Consider the following 18,520-nt stretch of genomic DNA (forward strand, 5'->3'; position numbering starts at 1 on the left):
TGCTTCAATCTTGCCTGTGCCATGCAAACATGATGACTGGCTCGGTTATGCAGCTTGACGCTCTGCGTCTTGCACTCCAGCGTGGCGTCATGTCCATTTTCTCGCTCGCCATCGCCCAGCGACGTCGCCTCTGCACAGTGCGGAGCGGCAAGGCGCGACGACAAAGACCGGCACACTAAATCGGTTCGTTCGTTCCAGCCCCGCCCGCGACGTGTGCCGGCGGGGTTTTCATGTCTGGAGCCTTTGCCATGTCCAATTCTTCCATCCTGTTTCGGCCGGCCCAACCGGCGGACGCTGCCGCCATCAAGGACATTGTGCGTGCCGCCTATGCCAAATGGGTGCCTCTGATCGGCCGCGAGCCGCTGCCGATGCGCGCCGACTATGACAAGGCGGTCGCCGAACATCCGTTCGATCTCGCCATCGAAAATGGCCGCATCGTCGGCATGATCGAGACCATGCCGGCCGACGATCATCTCTGGATCGAGAATGTCTGCGTCGCGCCACAGGCGCAGGGCAGGGGAATCGGCCGGCTGTTGCTGGAACGGGCGGAGCAGAAGGCGCTGGAGGCCAGCTGCTTCGAACTGCGCCTGCTGACCAATGGCGCCTTCATGGCCAATGTGTTGTTGTACAAACGGCATGGCTATACGATCGACCGGGAGGAGCCGTTCATGAACGGCATCACGGTCTATATGAGCAAGAAACTGGGGTGATGGCCGATAACAGGGAGGATCGGATGGTAGTCAGGGTCCGGTTGAAGCCGCTCTCGGGGAGGTATGCGGTTTCGCGCCTCGAAGCAAAAGACAGCATTCCCGGCTGGGCGGACGGGCCGGGCTTCGTCAGCATTACCAGGACCGACGACGAGCTTTCGGTTGTCTGCCTGCAGGATCGGGTGCCGGACGGGGTGAAGCATGACAGGGACTGGGTCGCCCTGAAACTCCAAGGTCCCTTTGCCTTCGACGAAGCCGGCATCGTGCTGTCGGTGATAAAACCATTGTCGGAAAACGAACTCGGCATTTTTCTGGTATCCACATTCGATGGTGACCATCTGCTCGTCAAAGCCAAGGATGAAGCCGCGGCAAGGGGGCTTCTGGTCGCGGCGGGGCACACGCTTCTGTAGCCGTCCGCTCAATCGCCCGCCCTTGCGTTTGACATCGCTCTTGCCCCATCGTTATCCCTGAACCGATACGACGATCTGGCGATCGCCCCCCATCAATTCAGAAATCCCCCGAGGAGAAGCCCGTGTCACACAATCTGCAGTTCTATATCGACGGCGTGTGGGTCGATCCTGTCGTGCCCAGCACACTCGACGTCATCGACCCGTCAAACGAAGATGCTTTCGCGCAGATTTCGCTCGGCTCAAAGGCCGATGTCGACAAGGCGGTTGCCGCCGCCAAGCGCGCCTTCGAGACATTCGGCTTTACTTCGGTCGAGGAGCGCCTGGATATCCTCAACCGCATAATCGAGATCTACAAGAAGCGCAGCGCCGATCTGGCGCTGGCCGTATCGCGCGAGATGGGCGCGCCGCGCCAGATGGCACTCGACAGCCAGGTCGGCATCGGCCTGGCACATCTCCGGAAGATGGCCGAGGTGCTGAAGTCGTTCGAATTTCGCCACGTCAAGGGCTCGTCGCTGATCGTCAAGGAGCCGATCGGGGTCGTCGGCCTGATCACGCCGTGGAACTGGCCGCTGAACCAGATCACCTGCAAGGTCGGTCCCGCGCTCGCCGCCGGCTGCACCATGGTGCTGAAGCCCTCGGAAATCGCGCCGCTCGACGCCATCATCTTTGCCGAAATCATCGACGAGGCCGGCGTTCCCAAGGGCGTCTTCAACCTCGTCAATGGCGACGGCCCGGGCGTCGGCCAGGCGCTGTCCAGCCATCCCGATGTCGACATGATGTCGTTCACCGGTTCGACTCGCGCCGGCATCCTGGTCGCCAAGGCGGCCGCCGACACGGTCAAGCGCGTGCATCAGGAGCTTGGCGGCAAGTCGGCCAACATCCTGTTTCCCGATGTCGATCTTGAAAAGGCCGTCAGCAAGGGCGTCGCCGGCTGCTTCAGCAACTCAGGCCAGTCCTGCAACGCGCCGACCCGCATGTTCGTGCCGCGCGACCGCCACGACGAGGCGACCGGCTACGCCAAGACGGCGGCCGAAAAATTGACCGTCGGCCCGGCCGATGCGGCCGGCACCAAGCTCGGCCCGGTGGTCAGCCAGATCCAGTTCGACAAGATCCAGGACCTGATCCAGGCCGGCATAGATGAAGGCGCCACGCTGGTCGCGGGTGGACCGGGGCGTCCGGCCGAGCTCAACCGCGGCTACTATGTCCGCCCCACCGTGTTCGCCGACGTCACATCAGATATGCGCATCGCGCGCGAGGAAATCTTCGGGCCGGTGCTGGCGATCATGCCTTACGACACCGTGGAAGAGGCGATCGGCACCGCCAACGACACTGTCTATGGGCTGGCGTCCTACATCCAGGCCAAGAATATCGAGAAGGCCCGCGAAGTCGCCGCCCGAATGCGCACCGGCAACGTCTACATCAACTATCCCCAATGGGACGCCGGCCTGCCATTCGGCGGCTACAAGCAATCCGGCAACGGCCGCGAATACGCCGAATACGGGCTGGAGGATTTCCTCGAGATCAAGGGCATCGCCGGCTACGAGGCGGCGGAGTAGGGCTAGCCCTTGGGGACCGGCAACCAGCCGGTCTCGAGGCTTCAGCTCTCAAAGGTGCGGCTTCACTCTTCCCGGAAAGCTTTCTGGATCTGATCCGACATCGGCTTCACCAGATAGGAAAGCATCGTCCGGTCGCCCGTCGGGAAGAACACTTCGGCCGGCATGCCCGGCGCCAGCGCCAGCCCGCGCAGCTTGGCGACCTCGGTTTTGGGCAGCGTCACCCGCGCCACATAGAAGGCTGCTCCGGTGCGCTCTTCGATGGTGAGATCGGCCGAGATCCGCGACAGCGTCCCGGTCAGCTCCGGCGTGGTTTGCCGATTGAACGCCGACAGGCGCAAAATCGCATTCTGGCCCATCGTCACCTGGTCGATATCCTGCGGTGCGATATGCGCTTCAACGGTCAGGTCGTCCGTCACCGGTACGATCTGCATCACCTGTTCGCCGGGGGTGATGACCCCGCCGATCGTATGCACCGCCAACTGCAGCACCACGCCATCCTGCGGGCTGCGCAGATCGATGCGCTTCAACTGGTCCTCGGCCGCTACCTTGCGTTCGACGAACTCGGAGATCTTTCCCTGGGTATCGCGTAAATCGGTCGCGACCTCGCTGCGAAGATCCTGGTCGATCTGGATGATCTGCAGTTCGATCTCGGACGCCTTGCCTTTCACCTGGGCAATTCCGGCTGTCAACTGGCCATGCTCGCCTTCGAGCCGCACCGCGTCCCGTTCCAGCGACGTCATGCGGTCGATTCCTATCAGCTTGCGATGCCAGAGCGACCGCACACCTTCCAGCTCGATCTGGATCAGCTCGATCTCGCGGCGTTTCGCCTGCAGCTGCTCGGTCAGGCCGGCACTCTCCTGCGTCAACTGCGCGATCCGTTCGCGCAATTGCGATCGCTGGCCAGACCGCGCCTGGTGTCGGAAATCGAACAGCGATTGTTCTCCGGCCATCGATGCGGCGACACCGGCTTCGTCGCGCCGCGATGTCAAAACGTCCGGAAAGCTGATCGTGTCCTTGCCGTCACGCTCCGCCTCCAGGCGCGCCAACCGGGCATAAAACTCATCCAGACCTTTTGAGACGATCGCCAGATTGGCGCGCGTTGTCGTTTCATCCAGCCGTACGAGAATATCGCCCGCCTTGACCCGGTCGCCTTCACGCACCCTGATCTCGCCGACCACGCCGCCCGTCGGATGCTGAACCTTCTTTACATTGGAATCGACCACCAGCCGGCCAGCTGCGATCACCGCACCCGACATCTTGGTCACTGCCGCCAGACCGCCAACACCTCCGACAAGCAGCAGACAGGTAGCAACGCCAGCCACGAGATAGCGGCGGACCTGCCGATGATGCAAAGCGCTTCTGTCCTCGCTCATGCAGGAACGCCTCTTTCCGTGGCGGCAACGACCTTGAGCGGTGCCGCCGATCGGAAGACCTTGTTCAGCACCTCGTCCTTCGGACCGAAGGCCTGCACATGGCCATTGGCCATCACCAGCACCGTATCGACATTGGCCAGCACACTGGACCGGTGCGCGACGACGATAATGATGCCGCCGCGGTCCCTGATGCCCTGGATGGCGGCGGACAAGGCCACTTCACCCTCCGAGTCGAGATTGGAATTCGGCTCGTCCAGGATGACCAGGAACGGATCGCCGTAGAGAGAGCGGGCCAGGGCGACACGCTGGCGTTGCCCCGCCGACAGCGAGGCGCCGGCTTCGCCAACCTTTGTGTCGTAACCGTCCGCCAGATGCACGACGAGATCATGCACGCCGGCGGCCTTGGCTGCCGCAAGCACCATGTCGGACGACGCATCCGGGTCGAAGCGGGCGATGTTCTGCGCAATCGTGCCGTCGAACAACTGCACATCCTGCGGCAGATAGCCGATATGTTTGCCCAGCTCGTCGGCCGGCCACTGGTCAAGCGTCGCGCCGTCCAGCCGCACGGCGCCGCGCGCCGGCAGCCAGACACCTGCAAGCGTACGCACCAGCGATGATTTGCCGGAAGCACTCGGGCCGATGACCCCCAGGCCTGCTCCCCTGGCCAGTGAAAAACTTGCATCCCACACCACCGGCGTGCGTTCGCCCGGCGGCGCGACACTGACATTCTCGACCGCCAGCGCGCTGACAGGCGCGGGCAGGGTCACGCCGGTTGCGCCTTCCGGCAGCGCGGACAGAAGCTGCTTCAGGCGTGCCCAGCTTTGCCGCGCCGAAATGAAACCCTTCCAATGCGCTATCGCCAGTTCGATCGGAGCCAGCGCCCTGCCCATCATGATCGAGCTTGCGATCATGATGCCGCCGGTCGCCTCTTGCTTGATGACCAGATAAGCGCCGATCGTCAGCATTGCCGATTGCAGCATCAACCGCAGGATCTTGGAAATCGTGCCAAGCGTTCCCGCGACATCGCTGGCCGCCGCATGGGCGTTCAGGTACTCGGCATTGACGGCAGACCACCGCTCGGCGATACGCCCGCCAAAACCCATGGCCTGCATGGCTTCGGCATTGCGCCTTGTCGCCTCGGCCAACGTGCTGCGAACGGCCGCGTGCTGTCCGGCGATCCTTGTCGGGCCGCGGGTCCGGAATTCGGCCAGAAGCGTCAGTGCAAACAGGACAACGGCGCCGGCAAGCGCGGTAACGCCGATCCAGAAATGAAAAATGAAACAGATGCCGATATAGAGCGGCATCCATGGCAGGTCGAACAAAGCGGTCGGTCCGGCACTACCGATGAAGGAGCGGACCTGATCGAGATCCCGTAGGGGTTGCAGCCCGTCGCCGGAAGGCTTGGCGCGCAGCGGCAGGCGCATCAGCGCCGAATAGACCGACGGGCTCAGCTTTGCGTCCAACCCCTGTCCCAGCCGCACCATGAGGCGAGAGCGGATCAGCTCCAGCACTCCCTGAAACACGAACAATGTTCCCGCAAGCACCGCCAGGCCGACCAGCGTCGGCACGCTGCGACCCGGAACGACGCGGTCATAGACTTGCAACATGAAGAACGAGCCGGTCAGGGTCAGCACGTTGACGACCCCGCTCATCAGGACGATGCCCGAAAACGCACGTCGAAAGGACGCCAGGATTCCGACCAGCGTAAGCGGCGTCGATGGCGTCAGCTGCATGCAGGCTCGCAATCAGGATATGGCATCTCGTCCCTTCAATAGATAACTGCCTTGAGTGTGACATGGACGGGCAAGCCGGCCTGGAACTGCGCGCTGCCCCGCGCCACCAGCCAGCCGTCCGCACGCTCCAGGCGCGCAACGACCTGCAGCGTTGGTGAAGCGGTCGAGCTTGCGGGCAGGGGCAAGGAAAATTCTATCGTCTTTGAGCCGCCCTCGCTCTTGAGGCTGGTTTTGGCGGCGCGGCGTCGCCCACTGTCCTGAATGGCGGGATCCTCAAGATAGATCTCGAGATGACCTTCCGGGATAGCCTTGCCGCCCACAAAGGTGACCGCGCCGCGAATATCTGTTGCGCGAATATCTGGCGCGCGAATATCTGGCGATTGCGCTGCCGCTGCCCCGGTGGCCGCGGCGACTGCCGCAACTCCGGCGGCCATTAACACCGTGCGGCGGTCGGTCATCGCGTCCTCTCCCTTTTCACTGCGCTGGGGTATGCGGGAGGGCAGCCTGACGGCACCCCTCCCGGCAACGCGTTAGATGACGATGAAGTCTGCAGCCGAAAGATCCAGATTTGTGTTCAAGTGTGCAAACTGAACGGCTGCTCCCTGTCCGGAACCATCGGCGTCGTAAGACAATATTCCACTGTCGGTGTCGTAGATGATGCGGTCGTCGGCATCATGAGCAACACCGGCTGCGCTCTTGTAGAATGAGCCCAAAGCGAGGGCACCGTCGCCGCCAACGCTGGCAAAGATGAGGTTGTCCAGCAGGATCGTATCGTCGGCGACCTTGAAGTCCTTGATCCAGTCGATATTGCCGTTCCCGAGTTCTGTCGAGAAGCGGAAATAGTCGTCGCCGGCGCCGCCGGTCAGCGTATCGGCAGCCAGCCCGCCATCCAAAAGGTCGCTGCCGCCGCCGCCGTTGAGCGTATCGGCGCCCGCAACGCCCGGCTGAGCTGGTGCCGGCGGGAATTCGACCGATACGTTCAGCTTGTAAGTCGAGCCCTCCGGCACGGATTCCACCCAGCCATCGCCAGGAGCGGAGTCCGACCATTCGCCCTCCACAATATAGTAGGTTCCGGTTTCCGGAACGATGAAGCTGGTGCTCGAATCGCGGCCGTTGTTGGAGCCGGGGTCGTTGCCGCCATCGTCGTTCTGGGCGACGATATTGCCATCGCTGTCCAGCACCCTGACGATGCTGTCATGGACATTGGGGTCGGCAATGCCATCGATGTCGATGGTGATGATCGTGCCGGCCGCCAGGTTGATGCTGTAATATCCGCCGAGGCCGTTTCCGGTGGCATTGACGGTGGTGTGAAGGGTGGTCGTCGAATCGAAGATGTCGGGGTCGGCGGTCAGCGAGAAGTTGTTCGAGATGTCGAAGGCGGTCGAGACCGAATTGTTGGTCGCGTCCGGTCCGAGCGTGGCGTAGCCGGTGCCCATGCCCGGGCGTGGCGGAGCATCGCCCTGATAGGCGAAATCGCCGAGCAGGGTGTCATCGCCGCCGCCGCCGTCGATCTTGTCGGCGCCGCCCTGGCCGGTCAGCACATTGGCCGCACCATCGCCGGTCAGGTGATCGTTGAAGCCCGAGCCAGCCAGATTTTCGATCGAGATATAGGTGTCGCCGCCGGATTTGCCGCCACCCAGCTTGAGGTTTTGCCCGCTGGCCGCGTCGGCGTAGTCCGCCGTGTCGCTGCCGGCGCCGCCATTCAATATATCGGCGCCGCCACCGCCGGTCAGCGTGTCGTTGCCGGCGCCGCCGGAAAGTTTGTTGGCCTGGGCGTTGCCGATGAGATGGTCGTCGAAGAACGACCCGACGGCGTTTTCGAAGCCGACCAGGATGTCGTGCCGGATAACGGTGCCGCGCCCGACGATCTGCACCGGGCCATCGCCGTCGCCGCCATTGGCCGTGCCATTGGCGAGGTCGATCGTCACGCCGGCGGAGCTGCCTTCGTAGACGACCGTATCAATGCCGGCGCCGCCATCCAGATAGTCCTGGCCGGCGCCGCCGATGATCGTGTCGTTGCCGGCTTCACCGTACAGGATGTCGCCGTCATTGCCGCCATCCAGTATGTCGTTGCCGCCGCCGCCATTGAAATAGTCGCCGCCGCCCCGGCCCCAGAAATGATTTGCCGCCGACGTACCGATGAAACGGTCGATGCGGTCATCGGAGCCGATCAGGTTCTCGATGCTGTAGAAGGTGTCGCCCGTGGCGGTTCCGCCGCTGGCCACGTTCGTCTCGAGGTTGACGAGCAGTTGGAAGGGGCTCTCCTTGCTGAAGTCGACCGTGTCGACGCCGGCGCCGCCTCTGAATATATCGACGCCATCCTGGCCGCTCAGCGTATCGTCGCCGTCGCCGCCGTCGAGGATGTCGTTGCCCTGGCCGCCGAGGATCGTATCGTTGCCGCGGCCGCCATAGAGCGTGTCATTGCCGTCGTCGCTCTCGGTCTGGTCTGGAAGGTCGGCGACATCGATGGTGTTGTTGATGTCGCGGCTGGCGAGCGAGTCGCGGCCGCCGATGATGAGATCATCGCCGCCTTGGCCGAAGATCGTGTCGTCGCCGGCGCCGCCGTCGAGCGTATTGTTGCCATTGTCGCCGAAGATGACGCTGGTCATCGTGTTGTCGCCGATGATTGGCGGGGTTTCGGTGCCGCCGTCTCCAGGCTGGAGTGTCGACTCGTCGGCGTAGATGATGTGTTCGACGTTGGCGATTTTCCGGATATTCAAGTTCCGGTTCAGCAGAACGACCGTGTCATTCCCGCCATTCGCTTCCTCGCGCACGATGTCGTCGAGGGAATCGACGAAGTAGGTGTCGTCGCCGCCATTGCCGGCCATGCGGTCGCCGCCCCCGCGGCCATCCAGCACATTGGCTCCGCCATTGCCAATCAGGACGTCGTCATAGCTGCTGCCGATGCCGTTCTCGATGTAATAGTCCGTGCCGTCGGCGTTGTGCCCGGCAAAGATCGACACATTGTTGCTATGGCCGTTGACGCTGGAGAACTGCCCGGCGCGCAGATCGAGGATCGTGCCGGCCGTCGAGCCGGAGAAGTCGATCGTGTCGGTTCCTCCGGTGTCATTGATGACAAAACCGATATCGTGCTGCATGCCCGAGGAGGTCAGCCGGTAGCCGTCCACGGCACTGCCGAAACCGTAGACGTTGTCGCCCGTGTTGAGGTCGATATGCTGATAGGTGCGCACGCCGTTCTCGTCGACGGTGGAGAAAAAGCGGCGGATGACTGCCTCGATGTCGGCCATCATCGGCGTTGACGCCGACCAGCGGCTGGTTTCACCGACATCGATCCCGTCGAAATAGGACATGACGCTGTATTGCTGACGGTCGTAGGTCCAGGTCGCATTGTTCAGATAATTGATCTGTACGCCGCCGGGGCCGCTGTAATTGTAGAGCCCGGGGTGGTTCAGGCCGAACTCATGACCGAATTCATGGATGAAGGAATCGAAGACATAGCCGCCAATATCCGTCTTGTTGACCTCGGTGTCGTGGAAACGCTGGCCGATGCTGACATAGCGGTCGTTGGAATAGGCGCTGCCGTCGTCCTCTTCGCCCAGTTCGGGGCTGACAACCTGCATCCAGTCCGTTGCGCTGTTGTATGGTGCATTGTCGACGATTTCGAACTTCAACGGGGTGACACTGGCCCACATCTGCAGGGCGCCGATCGCGGCGGCCTTGTATTCGGGATGGTCATTGAGCTCGGATACATTGATCCTCAGCGTTCCCGCCGCGACCGCCGGCGTTATCGACCGGTCCAGCGCTCCAAGATAGGTGAGGAAGGCTCCGTAATCTTCGCTTTTGCCGTACGGGTTGTCCGGCGTCTGGTCGTTAACCCACCATTGATCGCTGGTTTGGCTTGGGTTCGGCATCCTTGGGACTCCTTGGTCTCGCAGCCGTGGCAATTACGGCTGTACGGTTTAGCAGTTGCCAACCACCGACAAGCATCGTTTGCGCTTGCCGGTCGAGCCCCGTCCCAGTGCCAACAATGCTATTGGAATCTTCACTTGTCTAGCCTCAGTTCGCGCTCGGTACATATGAAGGTTCTTGGGCGCGCTTGTACCGGCGATTTGAGATACTGGTTTGGTGTTAATTGAGCTATCGCTAATCTATGGTCGTACCTCGCCCGTAGGCACGAGGGGCTGAATGCACAGGCGTGCTTCAGGATCCCGTCCGGCGCGCGAAATGTTCATATGTCACGCGCCAGGGGTCGCTCTCCGCTCGTCTCTCCTCACCGATCCAGTGAAAGCTGGCGGCGGTGATCTCGGTGAACCGCCACCGCGCCTGCAGGCCGCGCGAGTCGGCGCCCATCTGGACGATGTCCTTGCCTTCGGCCCGCCCGATCTGGCGCGAGTAATCCTGGTTGAGCGGATCGCTCCAGATGACGTGCCAGCCACCCATCCCGGGATCGAAGACGCGCAAGGTCGTGCCATACATGGTGGACGGGGCAGGGCGCCTGGGCCTGATCCAGATGTCCTGAATGGCGCGGCCTTCGAGCACCCAACCAAAGTGACACTCGCCATCCCATTTCTGAATTGTGCCGTCGTTGCGGTGGTGGAGCGTCTCCATGTCCCAACTGCCGATCAACCATCCATACAGGTCCATGTCTTTAGCCCAGTCGGCTGGCGGACCTTCGGATGCGAGAGCGGAAAGAAACGTCGCCATGATTGTCTCCAGGCAAGCCGCGCCGAAACGCTGGGCGTTCGTTGCGGGTTCCTGGTCTTGGGAAAAATTGCGGTAATGCTGCTGTGAAGGCAGCCGGCCTTCCGCGTTCGCGCCATACCAAATCTATGCGTGAATGCTAATGTAGCGTCGGCGGGTACCCCAATGCCCGCCTGGCCGGCGCCTCCTCAGGCAATCTCTTGATGAGCGGCGCCGGCCGCTGACTTCGGCGGCGACCAAGTTCCTGCCGGGGAAATATCAGGCCTTGCGGGAGGGTTACCGCTGGGCGGTTTTGGCCGGCATTTGGATATCGGTCTGTATTCCCAGAACGTCCGTTGCCCAATCGCGCAGTTCCGGAGAAGCATCGCCCGATTTTATGATCGACACGGCCAGGGCCGCCACGTCCGCGGGCGGCTTTGTTGTGCGAAGTCACATAGGTGAAATAGCCGGCCATGATGGCGTATCCCACCAAAATGACCAGCGGGGCGATCTGGCGTGTCGCCAAACCTATTGCGCGCCAGCGGCCTGATCGGCTGGGTGCCGGAAGCTCATCCTCATCCACAAGGTTAGTCCATTCCACGCTGCTCACCAGCCGGGAGAACGTTCTCCGTGAGGATTGTCTACATTAGTTAAATTGCGGATAAATCCGCGTTGGGATGCCGAGGAACCTCGTCAAAGCGCACCGAGGGCAATGCCCACCGCGCTAGGCGAAATAGATCAACAGGGCGAGGAGTCCAAAGACAACGATAAGGCCAACCGGCCAATACCGTACGATCTGATCAGGATATTTCTCGCTCAGGCTAAGCAACCGGTCCTCGTAAGGGAGACGACTAAAGCCTGCCGGGCCGTTCTGTTGCTTGATGTCCCGGAGGATGCGGCGCGATTCCCTGATATCTCTGTCCTCTGGTTCGGCCATTGCAAAAGTCCTCCCTGCCGGGACCGATCTTAGCTTCTTTACGTGAAGTGCCCAACAGCGTCGACCGGATCGCACGCCAGCGGCGCATGACATCGTTGGAACCCAATCAATTCTCGGGTGGCGCTTCATCTTCCCAGCCGGCCAGCTCCGGCAGGTCGTCAAGCCAGCTTTTCTCTGTGATCGAGGTTTCGCCGGTCTGCGGCACTTCCTCAGTCGCGTTTTGAATAAGCCAGTCCATCCACTTGCGATAGGCAGCCGGCGCCAATTCGGGCGGCAGCACCTTGGCCTTGGCCAGCATGCGTTTGCGGAAACTGAGTTGCCGGCGCAGTTTGGTCGTCGTGAATTTTATCGCCTTGCCCTGGTATTCCACCGTCCAGCGCCCATCGCCGTGGCTGGTCAGCCTGTCGATGGCAAAACCGGCATCGACGGGCCTGTCCCGCCAGGGAAGCTCGATGGCATTCCGCCTCAGATCGAGAGCCCATCGCCGGTAGTCGGCCCCGGTACGCCGCGGCGGCAGCACGCCAGCCTGTTCGAGGATTTTCCTGCGAAAGGTCGGCTGCTTCTTGATCTGGCCGGTCGTCAGCTCAATGCGGTGCCCGCGCAATTCGACATGCCAGCGGATCCTGCCGTTGCCGACATATTTTGCCAGCCTGTCGATGGCGAACTCGTCGTCGGACAACTCCACGCATCCCTGGCGGATGCGTTCGAGGATGTACGGGCTGTCAGTGGGCATGACGTGCATTGGCTGGGGAACCTGGATTCGAACCAGGACTAACGGAGTCAGAGTCCGTGGGTCTACCGTTAACCTATTCCCCAGCAGGCGCTGTCGCGCTGGTGGGCCGCCGAAGCAGCCGCGCGTGCCTTGTAGCCGCCGCCGGAAAATAGTCAAGCCTAAGCTGCGTTTCAATCACAGCGTTTCATAGGGGCAATTACGCCCGGGTGGCGCGCCGCACCCAATCATCCTCAGCTCTCCGTCCGGCTGTATTGCGAATGCTCGAAGAACAGCACCACGCCGAGCGCGATCAGCAGCGGGATGATCAGGTAGAACAGCCGGAACACCAGAAGTGCCGCCAGCACGCCGACCGGGTCCATATCAGACAGGCCGGCGAGGAACACGACCTCGAACACGCCGAGCCCGCCCGGCGCATGCGAGATCTGCGCCACCGAGAACGAGACCAGGAACACGCCGAGGATGACGAAATAGCCGGGGTTGCCGGCAACGGGCAGGGCAAAGAAGATGATCGCCGCCGCCGCCAGCAGCTCGATCGGGCCGATCAGCAATTGCCGCGCCACGATCGGCAGCGCCGGGTAGTGCAACTGGAAGCCGGCGATTTTCAGCGGCTTCAGATGCAGCCAGCTGCCGAAGATGTAGGCGCCGACCAGGATCAGCAAAGCGATGCCGGCGGCGATCGCCAGCCCGTGGTGCGGCGCTCCGGAAAAGCGGTCGATGATCGCAGGCTCGAACACCAGCACCAGGCCGCCGACCAGAATGCTGGAGAGCACGAAGGTGATCCAGCAGATCGCCACCAGAATGCCGACATCCTGGCCGGTCAGCCCCCTGGTGCCGTAGGCGCGGTAGCGGATCACGGCGCCCGAAAACACCGAGCCGCCGATATTGTGCGACAGCGCATAGGTGGTGAAGGAGCAGAAGGTGACGAACAGCCACGACACCTTCTTGCCGATATGTAGAAGGGCAATGTGGTCGTAGCCGGCAAGCGAGGCGTAGGCGACCACCGAGCTCAGCGCCGCCAGCACCCAGCCGCGCGTCGGGATGGATGATATGCCGTCCCAGACATCGTCGATCGAGATGCCGCGCAGTTCATGCCACAGCAACAACAGCGACCCCATGACCGCCGCGACACCGATGACCGGCCACAGATAGCGCTTCCAATTCGTGGCCCCCCAATTCATGGAGTTATCGTCATGTGTTGCTGCCCATCGCCCAGGCGGGCGTGAAAACGTCCGCGATTCACCAATATTCCCCCTCATTTCAGAAATGCCTCATCGAAGCCGGCTATTCAACCGGCAAGGGTGAGCAGCCGGTTCGCCAACGGCGAATTCATCGTGCCAGTGGCACGAAGAAAGGCTAGCGAACGCCGGGACGCTGCAAAGCAGCGGGGACCTGGCAGGACGCAGCCGGCAAAAATTGAGCCCTTGCTCTTGGTGATCCGGTCCGGCGCTGCTACTCTGGCGGCAACTTAAAAGATTGAAGCGCCTGCTGCGTCCGGTTTTCCGGTTCGCGCGGCGCCGGAAGGAACTGAAGTGGAAGACCACGACACCGGCGCTGGCGCGCCGGAAGTGGGCGTGTCCAGGGCTTCGCCGCCATCAGGCGGGCCAAGCCCATCCGCCGGGCGGCCCCGCCAGGCGGGGCCCCAGTCCGGCAACGGACAGGCCGGCGACGCCCAGCATCAGCGCGGCAAGGCGAGAAAGCGGCGCAAGCGCCGGCGTGGGCGCAAGGTTTTTGCGCGCGACGACAGCCCTCTCGCAACGGCCGCGGCGGTTGGTGCGCCGGCCTCCGTCGGCCCGGCCGCTCCAGCGCCGGTGCCTTTGCCCTCGGCGCCACAATCCCGACCGGAACAGCCCGCGCATCGGCCGCCGATGCAGGAGCTGCCGGTGTTTGCCGCGCTCGATCTCGGCACCAACAATTGCCGGCTTTTGGTCGCGGTGCCCCACCGCCATGGCCAGTTCCGCGTCATCGACGCCTTCTCACGCATCGTCAGGCTGGGCGAGGGGCTGACCGCCAATGGGCATCTGAGCCAGGCGGCGATGGACCGCGCCGTCGAGGCGCTGAAAATCTGCGGCGACAAATTGCGCAACCGCAAGATCCGAAAAGCCCGGCTGATCGCCACCGAGGCCTGCCGCACCGCCGACAATGGCGTCGAATTCCTGCAGCGCGTCGAGCACGAGGCCGGCTTGAAACTCGAGATCATCGACCGCCAGACCGAAGCGCGGCTTGCTGTCTCCGGCTGCGGCTCGCTGGTCGAGCGCGACACGCAAGGCGTGGTGCTGTTCGACATTGGCGGCGGCTCGTCCGAAATCGCGCTGATCGACCTCACCGGCCAGCGTTCGCCGCGGCTTGCCAACCACATCGTGTCGTGGACCTCGCTGCCGGTCGGCGTTGTCTCGTTGGCCGAACGCTTTGGCGGCCGCACGGTGACGCGCGAAATCTTTGCCGCCATGGTCGAGGATGTCGCGGTGCGGCTGAAGTCGTTCGACGGCCGCGATCGGCTGAGCCATGTGCTGGCCAGCCCGAAATTCCATCTGCTGGGCACATCCGGCACGGTGACGACGCTGGCCGGCGTCCATCTCGACCTCGAACGCTACGACCGGCGCCGCGTCGACGGGCTGTGGATGGACCGCGACAGCGTCGACCGCATGGTCGAAAAACTGGTCGGCTGGGATTTCCAGCAGCGCTGCGCCAACCCGTGCATCGGTACGGACCGCGCCGACCTAGTGCTGGCCGGCTGTGCTATCCTGGAAGCCATCCGTGCGGTGTGGCCGTCGGAGCGGCTGCGCGTCGCCGACCGGGGCTTACGCGAAGGCATTTTGAGCGAGCTGATGGCCGATGACGGCGTCTGGCGCAACAGTGGGCGAGGCCGAGCATGATCCGCATTGCTTTGGTGAACGGTCGACCCCCACTCCGTCTAGCTTCGCTCGACACCTCTCCCCCGGTCGACGGGGTAGAGGAAGGGCGCGAACTTATGCAGACCGGCGCCTTTCCTCTCCCTCCGGAGGGGGGAGAGGTGGCGCCGCGAAGCGGCGACGGAGTGGGGGAAGCCCTTCGCGAAACGCGAAGCCGCCGAAAAACGGCGGCAACTCGGCCAGCGCAAAAACTCAAACAAGAAATAACGTCATGACCAAGAAGCCGGAAAGGCCGGGCTCCGCCAGCATTCGTGTCCTCAAGACGCGGATCAAGAAGAAGAGCGGCCTGAAGGAATCGTCGCGCCGCTGGCTGCAGCGCCACATCAATGATCCCTATGTCCAGCGCTCCAAGGCCGACGGCTATCGCTCGCGCGCGGCCTACAAGCTGATCGAGATCGATGACAAGCATCATCTGCTGAAACCCGGCATGAAGGTCATCGATCTCGGTGCGGCCCCCGGCGGCTGGTGCCAGGTGGCGGCCGCGAGGACGAAATCGACGGCTGATAATCCACATGTCATCGGCATCGACTATCTCGAAATGGATGCGGTGCCGGGTGCGCCGGTGCTGCTGATGGATTTCCTCGACCCGGAAGCGCCGCAAAAGCTCGCCGAGGCGTTGGGCGGCGACCCCGATATCGTGTTGTCCGACATGGCCGCGCCGACCACCGGCCACAAGCGAACCGACCACATCCGCACCATGCATCTGTGCGAGGTGGCCGCCGATTTCGCGCTGTCGGTGCTGAAGCCGGGCGGGCACTTTTTGGCCAAGACGTTTCAAGGCGGCGCCGAAAACGAGCTGCTGTCGATGCTCAAGAAGAACTTCCGCTCGGTGCACCACGTGAAGCCGCCGGCGTCGCGGGATGAGTCGGTGGAACTGTATTTGCTGGCGAAGGATTTTAAGGGCAGAGACGGCACGGCGTGAAAGGCGCTTCGTAGCGTTCCGTCCCTCTGTCCTGCCGGACATCTCGCCCGCAAGGGGGGAGATTGGCAGCTGCGACCGCCTCGCCATTCCTTCAAAGTTGCAAGATTGGCGAAAGCCGCGTGATATCCGATCTCCCCCCTTGCGGGGGAGATGGCCGGCAGGCCAGAGGGGGGTGTGAAGGATCGCCGACGTCGACGATTTTCGTCGCGCCGCCCCTTACTTCCCAGCCGTGCTCACCGGCTCCAGTGTCTTCGGCGTCGTCATCCGGCCATGACCCGACACGGCGTTGCCGGCATCCGGCGCCAGCCGCGTGAACGACACCGACGCCGCCGCTGACACTGCCGCCACGATGAAGAAGGCAATGTGGAAATCGCCGAGCATCAGCGGGCCGCCATGGATCGAGGTCGAGACTTCCAGGATGCCGCCGGCCAGCGCCACGCCGAGTGCGATCGACAGTTGCTGGAACACCGCCGTGATCGGCGTTGCCTTGCTGGTGTCTTCAGCCGACACTTCGGCATAGGAGAGCGCATTGACGCCGGTGAAGAACATCGAGCGGATAAACCCGCCGACCAGCAATATCGCCAGCATCAGCGCGTAAGGCGTCTCCGGCGTGAACAGGCCGTAGATGGCGATCGATGTGGCGGCGATCAGCGAGCCCCAGATCAGCACCCGGCGGAAGCCGGCGAGCCGGAAGATCAGCGCGGTGACGAACTTCATGCCAATGGCGCCGATGGCCGAGACGAAGGTGATCATGCCCGACTGGAACGGCGTCAGCCCGAAGCCGATCTGGAACATCAGGGGCAACAGGAACGGCACCGCGCCGATGCCGATGCGAAACAGCGAGCCGCCGAGCACCGAGGAGCGGAACACCTGGTTGCGGAACAGTTCCAGCGCCAGTAGGGGATTCTTGGCGCGCCGCGCATGCAGCAGATAGAGCACGCCGGAAATCAGCCCGACCGCCACGGTGATGAGGCCGGTCGCCGGCGGCAGATAGGGCAGGCTGACCACCGACAGGCCGAAGACGACGCCGGAGGCCGCCAGCCCGCTCAGCACGAAACCGACGAAATCGAGCGGCGGCGTCTCCATCGAGTCGGTTTGCGGCAGGAAGCGCGTCGCCAGCCAGATGCCGATCAGGCCGATCGGCACGTTGATCAGAAAGATCCAGTGCCAGGTGAAATAGGTGGTGATGAAGCCGCCGATCGGTGGTCCCACAAGCGGGCCGACCAGCGCCGGCACCGTCAGCCACGACATGGCGGCAACCAGCTCGCTCTTCGGCGTCGCGCGCACCAGCACCAGGCGGCCGACCGGCGTCATCATGGCGCCGCCTATGCCTTGCAGGAAGCGCGAGACGACGAAGGCCGGCAGTGAATTGGAGATGGCGCAGCAGACCGAGCCGACGATGAACACGCCGATCGCGGCGCGAAAAATGGTCTTGGCGCCGAACCGGTCGGCCATCCAGCCGCTGATCGGAATGAAGATCGCCAGCGCCACCAGATAGGCGGTCAGCGCCAGCTTGAGCGCGATCGGGCTGGTGTGGATGTCGACGGCAATCGCCGGCAGCGATGTCGCGATGACGGTCGAATCCATGTTTTCCATGAACAAGGCGACCGCCAGAATGAGCGGAATGATGCGGTTCAACGAACGCGTCCGAACTGGTCTAAATGTGCCTGCCGGCCAATCCAAACAATGAAAAGGCGGGCAAGCCGATACAAACGGGCGGTTATCACGCCTCAGGCGCGATGTCGCATTAATTTGCTGTCACTTTTGTGCGACCGTGGGCGGACAAGAGGCGTCGCTGCGTTTCGCCACATTGAATGAACTTGCGAAAATTGACCGGGTTCACTATGCTGTAGTGAATATAACTACTATATGGACAATGCCATGGAAGAAGCCGTTTCCGCAGCCGACGCCAACCGCAAATTCTCGCTCCTCCTGCGCGGTGTCCGCGAAGGACAGAGCTATGTCGTGACCAGCCATGGGCGTCCCGTGGCGCGGATCGTGCCTGCAGGGCAGCCCGACCCTGCGGCGTCTCGTTCGCGCACAGCGCTGCTGTCGCGCCTCGAACGCCAGCCTGTTGTAGAAGCCGGGCGCTGGAGCCGCGACGAGCTTTACGAGGACGAGCGGTGAAGGTCGCGCTCGATACCAACATCCTTGTTTATGCCGAGGGGATCAACGGAGCCGAGAAGCGCGACATCGTTTTCGGCCTGCTGCACGACATTGCGCAAGAGGCAGCCGTCATTCCAGTCCAAGTGCTCGGCGAATTGTTCACCGTTCTCACACGCAAGGCCGGACGATCACGTGCACAAGCGCGCGACGCCCTGTTGAGCTGGCGCGACGCGTTTCCGGTTGTCGGCACGACGCCGGAGGTGATGACGGTCGCGGCTGATCTTGCGACCGATCACCATTTCGGCATCTGGGATGCGACCATCCTGTCTGTTGCCTCGCAAACCGGTTGCCGGCTGCTGCTGTCGGAAGATCTGCAGGACGGCTTCACCTGGGGCGGCGTAACGGTCGTCAATCCTTTCGCGTCACCGCGCCATGTCTTGCTCGATGCCCTGTTGGGCAAGTCCGCCGAATAGGCCACGACCGGCTTTTCATC

General features: G+C 62.8%; 16 protein-coding genes and 1 tRNA gene. 7 read left to right on the forward strand and 10 right to left on the reverse strand.

Translation table 11 applies throughout. From position 1 onward, the window contains the following. Positions 1-248 precede the first annotated feature (248 nt). The 3 genes from NKI10_RS14520 (at position 249) to NKI10_RS14530 (ending at position 2,673) form a co-directional block, all read left to right on the forward strand. The gene (locus tag NKI10_RS14520) at positions 249-710 is read left to right on the forward strand and encodes a GNAT family N-acetyltransferase (RefSeq protein WP_352860615.1); all 462 of its coding nucleotides are present in this window, start codon (positions 249-251) and stop codon (positions 708-710) included. A gap of 23 nt (positions 711-733) precedes the next feature. Next, positions 734-1,117, forward strand: a complete 384-nt coding sequence (locus tag NKI10_RS14525) for an ACT domain-containing protein (RefSeq protein WP_352860617.1) — start codon at positions 734-736, stop codon at positions 1,115-1,117. Between the two features lie 122 nt (positions 1,118-1,239). Then, positions 1,240-2,673 carry an aldehyde dehydrogenase family protein gene (locus tag NKI10_RS14530; RefSeq protein WP_352860619.1) on the forward strand — a complete coding sequence of 478 codons (1,434 nt, stop codon included), beginning with the start codon at positions 1,240-1,242 and terminating at the stop codon, positions 2,671-2,673. A 62-nt stretch (positions 2,674-2,735) separates the two neighbouring features. On the opposite strand, the gene NKI10_RS14535 is transcribed toward NKI10_RS14530, so the two are convergent. The 9 genes from NKI10_RS14535 to NKI10_RS14575 all read right to left on the reverse strand — a co-directional run bounded on the left by NKI10_RS14535 (position 2,736) and on the right by NKI10_RS14575 (position 13,268). Next, positions 2,736-4,046, reverse strand: a complete 1,311-nt coding sequence (locus NKI10_RS14535) for an HlyD family type I secretion periplasmic adaptor subunit (RefSeq protein WP_352860621.1) — start codon at positions 4,044-4,046, stop codon at positions 2,736-2,738. Beyond that, the gene (locus NKI10_RS14540) at positions 4,043-5,779 is read right to left on the reverse strand and encodes a type I secretion system permease/ATPase (RefSeq protein ID WP_352860623.1); all 1,737 of its coding nucleotides are present in this window, start codon (positions 5,777-5,779) and stop codon (positions 4,043-4,045) included. Before NKI10_RS14540 ends, NKI10_RS14535 begins: the two co-directional genes overlap by 4 nt. A gap of 35 nt (positions 5,780-5,814) precedes the next feature. Beyond that, positions 5,815-6,237 (reverse strand): hypothetical protein, encoded by a 423-nt coding sequence (locus NKI10_RS14545; RefSeq protein ID WP_023682883.1) that lies wholly within the window; start codon positions 6,235-6,237, stop codon positions 5,815-5,817. A gap of 72 nt (positions 6,238-6,309) precedes the next feature. After that, complete coding sequence (locus tag NKI10_RS14550; RefSeq protein WP_352860625.1) at positions 6,310-9,651, reverse strand: M10 family metallopeptidase C-terminal domain-containing protein; 3,342 nt, start codon at positions 9,649-9,651, stop codon at positions 6,310-6,312. A 289-nt stretch (positions 9,652-9,940) separates the two neighbouring features. After that, positions 9,941-10,444: a hypothetical protein gene (locus NKI10_RS14555; RefSeq protein WP_352860627.1), complete on the reverse strand. Its 504-nt coding sequence runs from the start codon at positions 10,442-10,444 to the stop codon at positions 9,941-9,943. A gap of 700 nt (positions 10,445-11,144) precedes the next feature. Then, positions 11,145-11,357: a hypothetical protein gene (locus NKI10_RS14560; RefSeq protein ID WP_023672559.1), complete on the reverse strand. Its 213-nt coding sequence runs from the start codon at positions 11,355-11,357 to the stop codon at positions 11,145-11,147. A 106-nt stretch (positions 11,358-11,463) separates the two neighbouring features. Beyond that, positions 11,464-12,090, reverse strand: coding sequence for a hypothetical protein (locus NKI10_RS14565; protein WP_352860629.1), 627 nt, complete (start codon positions 12,088-12,090; stop codon positions 11,464-11,466). 9 nt (positions 12,091-12,099) lie between these two features. Beyond that, positions 12,100-12,173: transfer RNA gene (locus NKI10_RS14570), tRNA-Gln, on the reverse strand. A gap of 147 nt (positions 12,174-12,320) precedes the next feature. Then, positions 12,321-13,268, reverse strand: coding sequence for a lysylphosphatidylglycerol synthase domain-containing protein (locus NKI10_RS14575; RefSeq protein WP_352860631.1), 948 nt, complete (start codon positions 13,266-13,268; stop codon positions 12,321-12,323). Positions 13,269-13,619: 351 nt separating this feature from the next. Here NKI10_RS14575 and NKI10_RS14580 point away from each other — a divergent pair, with 351 nt between their 5' ends. Further along, positions 13,620-14,963: a Ppx/GppA phosphatase family protein gene (locus tag NKI10_RS14580; protein ID WP_352860633.1), complete on the forward strand. Its 1,344-nt coding sequence runs from the start codon at positions 13,620-13,622 to the stop codon at positions 14,961-14,963. A gap of 247 nt (positions 14,964-15,210) precedes the next feature. Beyond that, positions 15,211-15,921: an RlmE family RNA methyltransferase gene (locus NKI10_RS14585; RefSeq protein ID WP_352860635.1), complete on the forward strand. Its 711-nt coding sequence runs from the start codon at positions 15,211-15,213 to the stop codon at positions 15,919-15,921. A 216-nt stretch (positions 15,922-16,137) separates the two neighbouring features. Here the strand turns inward: NKI10_RS14585 and NKI10_RS14590 are convergent, their stop codons facing one another. Beyond that, positions 16,138-17,559, reverse strand: a complete 1,422-nt coding sequence (locus tag NKI10_RS14590; protein WP_352860637.1) for an MFS transporter — start codon at positions 17,557-17,559, stop codon at positions 16,138-16,140. 243 nt (positions 17,560-17,802) lie between these two features. On the opposite strand from NKI10_RS14590, the gene NKI10_RS14595 reads away from it, so the two are divergent. Together NKI10_RS14595 and NKI10_RS14600 are read left to right on the forward strand one after the other, a co-directional pair. Continuing rightward, the gene (locus NKI10_RS14595) at positions 17,803-18,048 is read left to right on the forward strand and encodes a type II toxin-antitoxin system Phd/YefM family antitoxin (RefSeq protein WP_023673036.1); all 246 of its coding nucleotides are present in this window, start codon (positions 17,803-17,805) and stop codon (positions 18,046-18,048) included. Beyond that, positions 18,045-18,500 (forward strand): PIN domain-containing protein, encoded by a 456-nt coding sequence (locus tag NKI10_RS14600; RefSeq protein WP_023673035.1) that lies wholly within the window; start codon positions 18,045-18,047, stop codon positions 18,498-18,500. Before NKI10_RS14595 ends, NKI10_RS14600 begins: the two co-directional genes overlap by 4 nt. Positions 18,501-18,520: the final 20 nt, after the last annotated feature.

The organism is Mesorhizobium sp. M0802 (genome assembly GCF_040320115.1).
Taxonomy (GTDB): domain Bacteria; phylum Pseudomonadota; class Alphaproteobacteria; order Rhizobiales; family Rhizobiaceae; genus Mesorhizobium.